Below are 12,646 nucleotides of genomic sequence, written 5' to 3' on the forward strand. Positions count from 1 at the left end.
CAGAGTCTCAGCGATCGGACACAACCACAGTAATGTGGCTGGTGCGCTTCAGGATGCGATCTGCACGACCTTTTGCACGCGGCATAATGCGCTTCATGCTTGGGCCTGCGTCTACGAAGATTTTCGCGACTTTCAGATCGTCAATGTCAGCGCCATCGTTGTGTTCAGCGTTAGCAATGGCAGATTCCAGAACTTTCTTGACCAATACCGCAGCTTTCTTGTTGGTGAAGGTCAAAATTTCCAGTGCCTGCGACACTTTCTTACCGCGAATAAGGTCTGCAACAAGGCGAACCTTTTGAGCAGAAGAACGAGCGTGGCGATGTTGAGCTAAAGTTTCCATCTCTTCCTCCTACTTATTTCTTCTTGGCTTTTTTATCAGCAGCATGGCCGCGATAAGTACGTGTCGGTGCAAATTCACCCAGTTTGTGACCGACCATCTCGTCGGAAACAAATACCGGAACATGCTGACGACCATTATGGACAGCGATGGTCAAACCGATCATGTTAGGAAAGATCGTTGAACGACGGGACCAAGTGCGCAGGGGCTTCTTGTCACCGCTTTCCACCGCTTTCTCTACCTTCTTCAGCAAGTGCAGGTCAATAAAAGGACCTTTCTTGAGAGAACGTGGCATGGCTTATCCTCTAAAATTATTTGCTACGGCGACGTACGATGAATTTATCAGTACGCTTGTTGCTGCGGGTCTTCTTACCTTTGGTCTGAACGCCCCACGGAGTTACCGGGTGCTTACCAAAGTTACGACCTTCACCACCACCGTGTGGGTGGTCGACTGGGTTCATCGCAGTACCGCGAACGGTAGGACGAACACCACGCCAGCGAGCAGCACCTGCTTTACCCAGAACGCGGAGCATATGCTCAGAGTTACCGACTTCGCCCATGGTTGCACGGCAGTCAGCTTCGACTTTACGCATTTCACCAGAACGCAGACGCAGGGTAACGTAAGCACCATCACGTGCAACGATCTGCACATAGGTACCAGCAGAACGTGCAAGCTGACCGCCTTTACCTGGTTTCATTTCTACGTTATGAACGGTAGAACCAACCGGGATATTGCGCATCGGCAGGGTGTTACCTGCTTTGATTGCAGCATCAACGCCAGATTGAATCTGGTCGCCAGCTTTCAGGCCTTTAGGGGCCAGGATGTAACGGCGTTCGCCATCTTTGTACAGAACCAGTGCGATATTCGCAGAACGGTTCGGATCGTACTCAAGACGTTCAACAACTGCCGGGATACCGTCTTTGTTGCGTTTAAAGTCAACAATACGATAAGCCTGCTTGTGACCACCACCGATGTGACGAGTAGTGATACGACCATTGTTGTTACGGCCACCGGATTTGCTGTTTTTTTCAACCAGCGGAGCAAATGGTTTGCCCTTATGCAGCTCAGGGTTGACCACTTTAACTACGTGGCGACGACCCGGAGATGTCGGTTTACATTTAACAACTGCCATTGTTTTTCTCCTCCGACTTACTCAGCGCCGCCGACGAAGTCCAGATTCTGGCCTTCCTTCAGGGTGACGTAAGCTTTTTTCCAGTCGCTACGACGACCGATACGCTGTCCATGACGCTTAGTTTTACCTTTAACAAGCAAGGTATTAACGCCTTTAACTTCAACTTCGAACAGTTTCTCAACAGCAGCAACGATCTCTGCTTTGGTCGCGTCTTTTGCAACTTTGAGAACGATGGTATTAGTTTTTTCCATCGCCATAGATGCTTTTTCAGATACGTGCGGCGCGCGCAGTACTTTCAGCAGACGTTCTTCACGGATCATGCCAGCATCTCCTCAACTTGCTTAACTGCATCAGCAGTCATAACGACTTTGTCGAAGGCGATCAGGCTAACTGGATCGATTGTTGCTGCGTCGCGCACGTCAACCTTATGCAGGTTACGCGCAGCCAGGAACAGATTCTCATCCAGTTCGCCAGTTACGATCAGCACATCTTCCAGGGCCATGTCTTTCAGTTTCTGAGCAAGCAGCTTAGTTTTAGGCGCTTCAACAGAGAACTGTTCGACAACGATCAGACGATCCTGACGTACCAGTTCGGACAGAATGCTTTTCAGCGCTCCGCGGTACATCTTTTTGTTAACTTTTTGACTGTGGTCCTGCGGGCGAGCAGCGAAGGTTACGCCACCGGAACGCCAGATCGGGCTCTTGATAGAACCTGAACGCGCACGGCCGGTACCTTTCTGGCGCCACGGCTTTTTGCCGGAACCAGTTACTTCAGCACGGGTCTTCTGAGCACGAGTACCTTGACGGGCACCAGCTGCATAAGCAACTACAACCTGGTGTACCAGCGCTTCGTTGAAATCACGACCGAAGGTAGTTTCGGAAACAGTCAGCGCGCTTTGCGCGTCTTTCAATACTAATTCCATTGCTATCTCCTCACGCCTTCACAGCTGGTTTAACAATAAGGTCGCTACCGGTTGCACCCGGAACTGCACCCTTAACCAGCAGCAGGTTGCGCTCAGCGTCAACGCGTACTACATCCAGGCTCTGAACAGTTACACGTTCGTTGCCCAGTTGGCCTGCCATTTTCTTGCCTTTGAACACTTTGCCCGGAGTCTGGTTCTGACCGATAGAACCCGGAACGCGGTGAGACAAGGAGTTACCGTGTGTAGCATCCTGGGTACGGAAGTTCCAGCGCTTAACGGTACCTGCGAAACCTTTACCTTTAGAGGTGCCAGTTACGTCAACTTTTTTAACTTCAGCAAACAGCTCAACGCTAACGTCTTGACCTACAGTGAACTCTTCGCCTTCTGCAAGACGGAATTCCCAAAGGCCACGGCCAGCTTCTACGCCAGCTTTAGCGAAGTGACCAGCTTCCGGCTTAGTTACACGGCTAGCTTTTTTAGCGCCAGTGGTAACTTGAACAGCACGGTAGCCATCGTTAGCCAGGTCTTTGACCTGAGTAACACGGTTTGCTTCTACTTCGATCACGGTTACTGGGATAGAAACGCCGTCTTCAGTGAAGATACGGGTCATACCCAATTTTTTACCGACTAAACCAATCATTGTTTCAACCTCTCAATCGTCAATGACCTGATTAACCCAGGCTGATCTGCACGTCAACACCAGCAGCCAGATCCAGACGCATCAGAGCATCAACGGTTTTCTCAGTTGGCTCAACGATGTCAACCAGACGCTTGTGAGTGCGAATTTCGTACTGATCACGCGCGTCTTTGTTGACGTGCGGAGAGATCAGAACGGTAAAGCGCTCTTTGCGGGTCGGCAGCGGGATCGGACCACGTACTTGCGCACCAGTGCGCTTAGCAGTCTCGACGATTTCCGCAGTTGATTGATCAATCAGACGATGATCAAACGCTTTAAGACGGATACGGATTCTTTGGCTCTGCATGAGACCATAGCTCCAATTATTTTATAGACGAAAAAAATCACTACTCACACCCATTACGATTGATGGGGGAGTGTAATCGTTCATACATAGTTCCCCAATTGGGAACATTGTCGACAGCAACTTCACTGTCAGGCTCGTATTGAGCCAGCCGTCGATTAAGACAGGCCCGCGCATTATACGTAAATATGCCCCTTAATCAAGCCATGGATACGAATTAAACAATCTTTTATGCGGGGGTACGGCACACCTTCAACTCGAGATGCAAAATTGACTAACCATAGAATATTCCCTGGAGGGCTGCTCGCGCCTGAATAATCTTCATTTTGTTTTCACATGTATATTAATTTAGTGTTGAAAATCATATCACTGCAGAGTCATCAATGGCTATGTCTACATCCCCTACCCTATTCGAACTTCCCTTTCTCGCACTCTATATTGGGCTTTTACTACGGCTAGCCTGGATAGATTATCGATGCATGTTGCTCCCGGATAATCTGACCTACTCTTTGTTATGGTCTGGGTTACTGTATCAGCTGTTTTTTATACCCGAGAATTTAGCAACATCAGTACTTGGCGCTATTTGCGGGTATGTCAGTTTGTGGGGGTTGTACTGGATTTATTTTTATTGGAGAAACTGTGAAGGCATCGGCTACGGCGATATGAAGCTTTTGGCTGCCTTAGGAGCATGGCATGGATGGCAGAGTTTGGGGTGGATATTGTTCACAGCCTCATCATTGGGCCTGTTTTCAGTGTTAATAAAAAAGTTACTAAGAAAGAACAGAATGTCACTGACTACCACTCCGCTACCCTTTGGCCCATACCTTGCGATAGCGGGTGGTTCAGCAGGATGGATATATTCCTCCTTCCCACTGTTTAAAGAACTCAATTTCCTTCTTTGATTTGCGACTGAATATAATTCTGCAAACCAATTTTAGAGATGAGATCTAATTCAGTTTCCAACCAATCGATATGATGCTCTTCCTCTGCAAGAATTTGGATCAGCATGTCTCGACTGACATAGTCATGAATGGTATCTGCGTAAGCAATGGCTTCACGCAAATCTTTGGCACCTTCCATTTCTAATTTAAGGTCAGATTGAAGCATTTCTTCAACATCTTCACCAATATGGAGCTTGCCTAAATCTTGCAGATTTGGAATGCCTTCGAGAAATAAAATACGCTCGATGTACTTATCGGCATGTTTCATTTCATCAATGGATTCGTGGTACTCAACTTCGTTGAGGCGCATCAGGCCCCAGTTTTTGAACATTCTCGCATGGAGAAAATACTGATTTATCGCGACAAGCTCGTTTCCCAACAATTTATTGAGATAATTTATTATCTTAGTATCACCTTTCATTTTTTACTCCCTCCGCTTCCACTACATGAAGCGTAGATGTAGCACGGAGTAAGTCAAAAAAAAGTGACCGTCTTAGGCAATCTCTTTAAATTCTGGGATCTGCAATAGCTCTTCTTGCATGATTTCTCGTGCTGCGCGAATGCATTTGCCACATTGGTTTCCCACTGGCACAAACTTGCGAAGCTGCTGGAAAGATTGTGGATGAAACTGGCGCACTGCCTGCCGAATTTTTTTATCACTTACACCATTACACAAACAAACGTACATAAGCACTCCCGTTCAAATTACGCGCAAAGTGTAAATGAGAATAGTTATGATTACAATAGCACACCCATGTTGCTTGAGTGAGTAAGCGGCAAAAATAGCAAAAAAAAAAGAGCGCCTAAGCGCTCTTTTTTCATACAAAGGTATCAGCGATTAAGCGATAACTTTAGCAACAACGCCCGCGCCTACAGTACGGCCGCCTTCACGGATTGCGAAACGCAGACCGTCGTCCATCGCGATTGGGTGGATCAGGGTAACAACCATTTTGATGTTGTCGCCCGGCATTACCATCTCAACGCCTTCTGGCAGTTCGATGGTGCCAGTCACGTCAGTTGTACGGAAGTAGAACTGTGGACGGTAGCCTTTGAAGAACGGAGTATGACGGCCGCCTTCGTCTTTGGACAGGATATAAACTTCTGACTCGAACTGAGTATGTGGCTTGATAGAGCCTGGCTTAGCCAGTACCTGACCACGTTCGATATCTTCACGTTTAATACCACGCAGCAGAACACCAACGTTCTCACCAGCACGGCCTTCGTCCAGCAGTTTGCGGAACATTTCAACGCCAGTACAAGTTGATTTCACGGTATCTTTGATACCAACGATTTCAACTTCTTCACCAACTTTAACGATACCGCGCTCTACACGACCGGTAACAACAGTACCACGACCGGAGATGGAGAATACGTCTTCGATTGGCAGCAGGAACGGCTTGTCGATAGCACGTTCTGGTTCCGGGATATAGGTATCCAGGTAGCCAGCCAGTTCGATGATTTTAGCTTCGTAATCCGCGTCGCCTTCCAGTGCTTTCAGCGCTGAACCACGTACGATTGGAGTATCGTCGCCTGGGAAGTCGTACATAGACAGAAGTTCACGAACTTCCATTTCTACCAGTTCCAGCAGCTCTTCATCATCAACCATGTCGCATTTGTTCAGGAACACGATGATGTAAGGAACGCCAACCTGACGACCCAGCAGGATGTGCTCACGAGTCTGTGGCATTGGGCCATCTGTCGCAGCAACAACCAGGATAGCGCCGTCCATCTGAGCAGCACCGGTGATCATGTTTTTAACGTAGTCGGCGTGCCCTGGGCAGTCAACGTGCGCGTAGTGGCGAGTCGGGGTGTCATATTCAACGTGGGAAGTGTTGATGGTGATACCACGAGCTTTTTCTTCTGGTGCGTTATCGATCTGGTCGAAAGCACGAGCAGAACCACCGTAGGTTTTAGCCAGAACGGTAGTGATTGCTGCAGTCAGAGTGGTTTTACCATGGTCAACGTGGCCGATAGTACCGACGTTGACGTGCGGTTTTGTACGTTCAAATTTTTCTTTAGACACGGCTATATTCCTTACTGTTGCGCTCTCCCCTCAAGGAGAGAGCACGGGATCAATGTTTTTTAAAACTCTGGGCTTATTTGCCGCGAGCTTCGATTACGGCCTGAGCAACGTTGTTTGGCGCGTCATCATACTTCAGGAATTCCATGGAGTAAGATGCACGACCTTTGGTCAGTGAACGCAGTTGAGTTGCGTAACCGAACATTTCAGACAACGGAACTTCAGCGTGAATCTGAACGCCAGTAGCGTTAGATTCTTGACCTTTCAGCTGACCACGACGACGGCTAAGGTCACCGATAACGTCACCGGTGTTCTCTTCCGGAGTTTCAACTTCAACCTTCATGATAGGCTCAAGCAGAACTGGTTTCGCTTTCTTAAAGCCATCTTTGAAGGCAATAGAAGCGGCCAGTTTAAACGCCAGTTCAGAGGAGTCAACGTCGTGGTAAGAACCGAAGTGCAGACGCACGCCGAGATCCACTACTGGGTAACCCGCCAGAGGACCAGACTTCAGCTGCTCCTGGATGCCTTTATCAACAGCAGGGATGTATTCCGTTGGGATCACACCACCTTTGATGTCGTTGACGAACTCGTAACCTTTCGGATTCGAACCCGGCTCCAGTGGGTACATGTCGATAACAACATGACCGTACTGACCGCGACCACCAGACTGCTTAGCGTGTTTACCTTCAACATCGGTAACTTTCGCGCGAATCGCTTCACGGTAAGCAACCTGAGGTTTACCAACGTTAGCTTCAACGTTGAATTCACGTTTCATACGGTCAACGATGATGTCGAGGTGAAGTTCACCCATACCAGCGATGATGGTCTGGTTGGTTTCTTCATCAGTCCATACGCGGAATGATGGATCTTCTTTAGCCAGACGACCCAGAGCCAGACCCATTTTTTCCTGGTCAGCTTTGGTTTTTGGTTCAACAGCGATAGAAATTACCGGTTCAGGGAATTCCATGCGCTCCAGAATGATCACATTGTCCTGATCACACAGGGTATCACCAGTAGTCACTTCTTTCAGACCAATAGCTGCAGCGATATCGCCCGCGCGAACTTCTTTGATCTCTTCACGTTTGTTAGCGTGCATCTGTACGATACGGCCCAGACGCTCACGTGCTGATTTCACCGGGTTGAACACGGTGTCACCAGAGTTAACCACGCCAGAGTAAACGCGGAAGAAGGTCAGGTTACCAACAAACGGGTCAGTTGCGATTTTGAACGCCAGAGCAGCAAACGGCTCGTTGTCGTCTGAGTGACGAACAGCCGGAGTGTCTTTACCGTCGTCCAGCATACCGTTAATCGCGGTAACGTCAGTTGGAGCTGGCAGGTATTCAACAACCGCATCCAGCATCGCCTGAACACCTTTGTTCTTAAATGCAGAACCACAGGTAACCAAGATAATTTCGTTGTTCAGTACGCGCTTACGCAGAGAAGTTTTGATCTCTTCTTCAGTCAGCTCTTCGCCACCAAAGAATTTCTCCATCAGTTCGTCAGAACCTTCAGCGGCGGCTTCAACCAGTTTCTGGCGCCATTCTTCGGCCAGTTCCTGCATATCAGCTGGGATCTCTTCGTATTCGAAGGTCACGCCCTGATCAGCTTCGTTCCAGTTGATGGCTTTCATTTTCACCAGGTCAACAACACCGGTGAATTTCTCTTCCGCGCCGATAGCCAGTTGCAGAGGCACCGGAGTTGCGCCCAGACGTTTTTCGATCTGGTCAACAACTTTCAGGAAGTTAGCACCCATACGGTCCATTTTGTTAACGAACGCGATACGTGGAACTTTATATTTGTTTGCCTGACGCCATACGGTCTCAGACTGTGGCTGAACACCACCAACAGCACAGTAAACCATTACCGCACCATCAAGAACACGCATGGAACGTTCAACTTCGATGGTGAAGTCAACGTGCCCTGGGGTGTCGATGATGTTGATGTGGTGTGGTTCGAACTGTTTGGCCATACCAGACCAGAAACAGGTGGTCGCAGCAGACGTGATGGTAATACCACGTTCCTGCTCCTGCTCCATCCAGTCCATAGTGGCTGCGCCATCATGAACTTCACCGATTTTGTGGTTTACACCGGTGTAGAACAGAACACGTTCGGTAGTAGTTGTCTTACCGGCGTCGATGTGAGCACTGATACCAATGTTACGGTAACGCTCAATGGGTGTTTTACGAGCCATTTGATTCCTCTATATCCTAGGACGTTCATTTAAGTAACCCAAAGCGGGCAGCTCACATGAAGCGCCCGCTTGGTGACTAACACTCCGAAGGGATTACCAACGGTAGTGAGCGAACGCCTTGTTGGCTTCAGCCATACGGTGAACGTCTTCACGTTTCTTAACTGCAGTACCTTTGTTCTCTGCAGCATCAGAAAGTTCGTTCGCCAGGCGAAGAGCCATGGATTTATCACCGCGTTTACGAGCAGCTTCTACGATCCAACGCATTGCCAGAGCATTACGACGAACCGGACGTACTTCTACTGGAACCTGATAAGTAGAACCACCAACACGGCGGGACTTAACTTCGACAGTCGGACGAACGTTGTCCAGAGCGACTTCGAAAGCTTCCAGTGCTTGTTTACCAGAACGCTGAGCCAGGGTCTCCAGCGCGGTATACACGATAGATTCAGCAGTAGATTTCTTACCATCTACCATCAGAATGTTTACAAATTTGGCCAGCAACTCTGATCCGAACTTAGGATCTGGAAGAATTTTACGTTGACCAATGACGCGACGACGTGGCATGGGAATACTCCGTTGTTAATTCAGGGTTGTCCAAAACTCTATTGAGTTTGACATTTATTTAAAACGTTTGGCCTTACTTAACGGAAACCATTAAGCCTTAGGACGTTTCACGCCATACTTGGAACGAGATTGCTTACGGTCTTTAACGCCGGAGCAGTCAAGTGCACCACGAACGGTGTGGTAACGAACACCTGGCAAGTCTTTTACACGACCGCCACGGATCAGGATCACGGAGTGTTCCTGCAGGTTGTGACCTTCACCGCCGATGTAGGAGGTAACTTCAAAACCGTTAGTCAAACGCACACGGCATACTTTACGCAGTGCGGAGTTTGGTTTCTTAGGAGTGGTAGTATATACACGAGTACATACGCCACGTTTCTGCGGGCAGGCTTCCAGCGCAGGCACGTTGCTTTTTGCAACTTTGCGAGCGCGTGGTTTGCGTACCAGCTGGTTAACTGTTGCCATTAAATAGCTCCTGGTTTTAGCTTTTGCTTCGTAAACACGTAATAAAACGGCCTCATATAATATGAGGACGCAGAATTTTAGGGCTGAGCCGAAAAGGTGTCAAGAAATATACAACAATCCTGGATTTTACCAGGAAATATGTTGTTCGTGTTTAACCGTCAATGCAACGAAGTCAGTATAGCTGACCTTGCCTACACCGGTTGAAATTTGAGCAGTTAAGCCGCGAGCCTCGATATCTTCCTGCAGAGCATACACAGAAATGGGGGCTGAGAGCAGTAAATCAAGGGCTTTGGTCCCTGAGATGGCTGCAATGACCGCATCTTGCCGTAATAAAAGTTCATCACCGCATTTCAAACAGCGAAGCAACGATTCAAAATCGGCCTGAAAAGGTGAGTGTTGTAAAATATGCAGCATGTTGCCTCAGAAGGTTAGCACCACATCAAATTGGTGCAGCATTTCGCACAATGCATCAGGCTCAAGCGGTTTAGCATCGAGAACCCAGGTTCTTTCTGGCGATAATCCTCGTTCACGAATCGACGCCGCGCAGAGATAACACTGCTCGATATCGTACAATGGCAGCACGCGGAATGTCGCGATGTAGTCTCTGGAGAGGATAAGGCCTGGTTGCTGATCTGGTATCAGTTGCAAAACCCCATCGCCAATGAAAAACACGCCGATATCTTCGGTTAGTGCTGATGTGGCAAGTAAGGCATCAAGCCCTTCACGCCCGCTGGCGCTTCCATGAGGTGCTGATTTAAATACGAATGCTACACGCTTCATCAGAATTGTACCGTCCGATCACAGCTCAACGAAGCCTGAGCCAGTGCCCCTAACCCACTAAGGGTGAAGCCAGGCTGCATATTATGACAAGGTAAACCAAGCTGTTTAGCTTGCTCTGCGTCAGTAACACCGCGACGCAGAGCCGCTGCAACACAGATGTGCAATTCAACGCCATGCTGTTCATTGAGCTGCTGCCATGCTCGAACAATATCAAATTCATCATTTGCAGGGGATGTAAGAAGGTTTGCGTTATAAACACCTTCGCGGTAGAAGAACACGCTTTCTAATGTGTGTCCTTGAGCAATAACGGCCTGAGAAAACTGCAATGCACTACTCGCCTGCTGCGTACCATAAGCCGGGCCTGTCACCAGGATGGCAAAACGCATTACTTATCCTGCCCCTGGAAATCACCGTTTTTGAATTGACGGATGTAAAGATAAACCGTGTGCTTAGAAATATTCAAACGATCGGCAACCTGGTTAATCGCATCTTTGATATCAAAGATACCTTTCTCGTAAAGGTTCAGCACAATCTGCCGATTCTTGGCATTGTTGGACACATTGCGATCGGCATTCACTTCTTCAATCGTGAATTCCAGAGCCTGCATAACCAAATCTTCAACTGAGGACGCAAAGTTCACCGATGAAGCCACTTCAGGCGTTTCTGGCGGAATGAACGTCGACATAATTTGCGAGAATGGAACATCAAGATTGATGTTGATACACAACAGGCCGATAACACGTTCATCACGGTTACGAATGGCGATAGTCTCTGACTTCATCAGGACACCGCTTTTTGCACGGGTGAAATAGCATTTGGAAACACTACTATCCGCACCGGTCATATCATGCAGCATGCGTAAGGCAAGATCGGTAATCGGGGAGCCAATTTTTCGCCCAGTGTGTTCACCATTTGCGATGCGAATAGCGGAACACTTCAGATCTTGCAGCGAGTGCAACACAATTTCACAGTGAGAACCAATCAGCATCGCTAACCCGTCCACCACCGCTTCGTAGGATTTTAATATTTCAAAGTCGGTTTGTTCGAAAGGACGCTGGTCCAGTAAATCAAGCTCACTGGTTTCATTGGTTAAAAGCGAATTGGACATTTAAAGATACCACCCTCTACAGAGAGCCTGTCGCGCTTAAATGGTGTCAGGGCAGACTCATACTCGTTGTTGCGCAGCCTGCTAAGGTAATACAGCGTAAGAGGCGCTTTCCAGCTTTTATTATATCCTGCCTCAAATAAAAAACCGCCGCCCCTGAGGACGGCGGTTAATAATGCCTTATTTGCTCTTAGCTGCATCAGCTTCTGGAGCGGCTTCTGGTTTCGCGTCAGCTTTAGGTGCTGGCTTGATATCCAGCAACTCTACGTCAAATACCAGAGTTGAGTTAGCAGGGATCCCCGGAACGCCAGTCTTGCCATAAGCTAGTTCTGGTGGAATAACCAGTTGGATTTTACCGCCCTTCTTCAAGTTCTTCAGGCCTTCAGTCCAACCAGGGATTACACCATCAAGACGGAAAGAGAGTGGTTCGCCACGGGTGTAAGAGTTATCGAACTCTTTACCGTCGATCAGCGTACCTTTGTAGTTAACGACAACAGTATCGCTGTCAGTTGGTGCTTCACCTGTACCCGCTTTGTCGATTTTATACATCAGACCAGTTGGAGAAGTTTTAACACCTTTCTCTTTTGCGAAAGTATCACGGAAGGTTTTGCCTTTATCCGCGTTTTCTTTAGCATCTTTTTCCATTTTCGCTTGAGCGGAAGACTTCACGCGAGCTTCGAAAGCTTGCAGCGTCTGCTCAATTTCCTGATCGGATAATTTGCTCTTATCAGCAAATGCATCCTGAACACCAGCGATAAGCTGGTTCTTATCCAGCGTGATCCCCAGCTTTTCTTGTTCTTTCAGAGAGTTTTCCATATAACGGCCCAGCGAAGCACCCAATGCATACGCAGATTTCTGATCGTCATTTTTGAATGCCGCATTGCTTGCAGCTGGGGCATCTTTAGCGGCAGCAGTTGCCGGGGCAGCGAACGCCGGAGCGCTCAGGGCAACGGCCATCGTGGTCGCCAGTAGCGTTACTTTAAACAGTGATTTCATCCATTTCTCCAGGGCCGGGGCCTCTAACCCCAAGGTTATTATCAACTAAGACACGTACTATAACGTCGTGGAAGAAATCTACACAATCTCTCCGCGCCTTATCGAGACAAATTCAGACTCTTTTTGTATAAAGAAGTTTCTTCCTAAGTAAAACAGCGCTGTAACGTGCTGGATTTTTCAGTAGAATCGCCCGAAATTGTCCATCCGCAGGC

The 12,646-nt window shown here is 48.3% G+C and carries 19 protein-coding genes; 1 reads left to right on the forward strand and 18 read right to left on the reverse strand.

Annotation, left to right across the window (positions count from 1 at the left end):
• Positions 1–7 precede the first annotated feature (7 nt).
• The 7 genes from rplV to rpsJ are packed head-to-tail and all read right to left on the reverse strand — an operon-like array spanning position 8 to position 3,375.
• Entirely contained in the window at positions 8–340 is a 333-nt protein-coding gene (gene rplV, locus LVQ79_RS02355; protein WP_034461779.1) for a 50S ribosomal protein L22, read from the reverse strand.
• Between the two features lie 13 nt (positions 341–353).
• Positions 354–632 (reverse strand): 30S ribosomal protein S19, encoded by a 279-nt coding sequence (gene rpsS, locus LVQ79_RS02360; RefSeq protein ID WP_001138115.1) that lies wholly within the window; start codon positions 630–632, stop codon positions 354–356.
• 16 nt (positions 633–648) lie between these two features.
• Positions 649–1,470, reverse strand: a complete 822-nt coding sequence (rplB, locus tag LVQ79_RS02365) for a 50S ribosomal protein L2 (RefSeq protein ID WP_034461780.1) — start codon at positions 1,468–1,470, stop codon at positions 649–651.
• A gap of 17 nt (positions 1,471–1,487) precedes the next feature.
• A complete protein-coding gene (gene rplW, locus LVQ79_RS02370) occupies positions 1,488–1,790 on the reverse strand; it encodes a 50S ribosomal protein L23 (RefSeq protein ID WP_034461781.1) in 303 nt (100 codons plus the stop codon).
• Positions 1,787–2,392 (reverse strand): 50S ribosomal protein L4, encoded by a 606-nt coding sequence (rplD, locus tag LVQ79_RS02375; protein WP_034461782.1) that lies wholly within the window; start codon positions 2,390–2,392, stop codon positions 1,787–1,789. The genes rplW and rplD overlap by 4 nt, the downstream gene beginning before the upstream one ends.
• Positions 2,393–2,402: 10 nt before the next feature.
• Complete coding sequence (gene rplC / locus LVQ79_RS02380) at positions 2,403–3,032, reverse strand: 50S ribosomal protein L3 (RefSeq protein WP_064514251.1); 630 nt, start codon at positions 3,030–3,032, stop codon at positions 2,403–2,405.
• A 31-nt stretch (positions 3,033–3,063) separates the two neighbouring features.
• Complete coding sequence (gene rpsJ / locus LVQ79_RS02385) at positions 3,064–3,375, reverse strand: 30S ribosomal protein S10 (protein ID WP_034461784.1); 312 nt, start codon at positions 3,373–3,375, stop codon at positions 3,064–3,066.
• Positions 3,376–3,761: 386 nt separating this feature from the next.
• On the opposite strand from rpsJ, the gene LVQ79_RS02390 reads away from it, so the two are divergent.
• The gene (locus LVQ79_RS02390; protein ID WP_255666926.1) at positions 3,762–4,274 is read left to right on the forward strand and encodes a prepilin peptidase; all 513 of its coding nucleotides are present in this window, start codon (positions 3,762–3,764) and stop codon (positions 4,272–4,274) included.
• Here the strand turns inward: LVQ79_RS02390 and bfr are convergent.
• The 11 genes from bfr to fkpA form a co-directional block, all read right to left on the reverse strand.
• Entirely contained in the window at positions 4,258–4,734 is a 477-nt protein-coding gene (gene bfr, locus LVQ79_RS02395; RefSeq protein WP_064514255.1) for a bacterioferritin, read from the reverse strand. The genes LVQ79_RS02390 and bfr overlap by 17 nt on opposite strands.
• Positions 4,735–4,806: 72 nt before the next feature.
• Positions 4,807–5,001 (reverse strand): bacterioferritin-associated ferredoxin, encoded by a 195-nt coding sequence (bfd, locus tag LVQ79_RS02400; protein WP_034461786.1) that lies wholly within the window; start codon positions 4,999–5,001, stop codon positions 4,807–4,809.
• A gap of 150 nt (positions 5,002–5,151) precedes the next feature.
• A complete protein-coding gene (tuf, locus tag LVQ79_RS02405; RefSeq protein WP_232863769.1) occupies positions 5,152–6,336 on the reverse strand; it encodes an elongation factor Tu in 1,185 nt (394 codons plus the stop codon).
• Between the two features lie 73 nt (positions 6,337–6,409).
• Positions 6,410–8,524: an elongation factor G gene (gene fusA / locus LVQ79_RS02410; RefSeq protein ID WP_034499038.1), complete on the reverse strand. Its 2,115-nt coding sequence runs from the start codon at positions 8,522–8,524 to the stop codon at positions 6,410–6,412.
• A 93-nt stretch (positions 8,525–8,617) separates the two neighbouring features.
• On the reverse strand, positions 8,618–9,088 hold the full coding sequence (gene rpsG, locus LVQ79_RS02415) for a 30S ribosomal protein S7 (RefSeq protein ID WP_034499040.1): 471 nt from the start codon (positions 9,086–9,088) through the stop codon (positions 8,618–8,620).
• Positions 9,089–9,178: 90 nt separating this feature from the next.
• Positions 9,179–9,553 (reverse strand): 30S ribosomal protein S12, encoded by a 375-nt coding sequence (gene rpsL / locus LVQ79_RS02420; protein ID WP_003023654.1) that lies wholly within the window; start codon positions 9,551–9,553, stop codon positions 9,179–9,181.
• A gap of 126 nt (positions 9,554–9,679) precedes the next feature.
• Entirely contained in the window at positions 9,680–9,967 is a 288-nt protein-coding gene (gene tusB / locus LVQ79_RS02425; protein ID WP_151993636.1) for a sulfurtransferase complex subunit TusB, read from the reverse strand.
• 6 nt (positions 9,968–9,973) lie between these two features.
• Positions 9,974–10,333: a sulfurtransferase complex subunit TusC gene (gene tusC / locus LVQ79_RS02430; protein WP_232863770.1), complete on the reverse strand. Its 360-nt coding sequence runs from the start codon at positions 10,331–10,333 to the stop codon at positions 9,974–9,976.
• Positions 10,333–10,719 (reverse strand): sulfurtransferase complex subunit TusD, encoded by a 387-nt coding sequence (gene tusD / locus LVQ79_RS02435; protein ID WP_064514263.1) that lies wholly within the window; start codon positions 10,717–10,719, stop codon positions 10,333–10,335. Before tusD ends, tusC begins: the two co-directional genes overlap by 1 nt.
• Entirely contained in the window at positions 10,719–11,441 is a 723-nt protein-coding gene (locus tag LVQ79_RS02440; protein ID WP_034460202.1) for a helix-turn-helix transcriptional regulator, read from the reverse strand. The genes tusD and LVQ79_RS02440 overlap by 1 nt, the downstream gene beginning before the upstream one ends.
• A gap of 177 nt (positions 11,442–11,618) precedes the next feature.
• Complete coding sequence (gene fkpA, locus LVQ79_RS02445; RefSeq protein ID WP_232863771.1) at positions 11,619–12,434, reverse strand: FKBP-type peptidyl-prolyl cis-trans isomerase; 816 nt, start codon at positions 12,432–12,434, stop codon at positions 11,619–11,621.
• Positions 12,435–12,646: the final 212 nt, after the last annotated feature.

This window comes from Buttiauxella cochleicola (assembly GCF_021282405.1).
Taxonomy (GTDB): Bacteria; Pseudomonadota; Gammaproteobacteria; order Enterobacterales; family Enterobacteriaceae; genus Buttiauxella; species Buttiauxella massiliensis.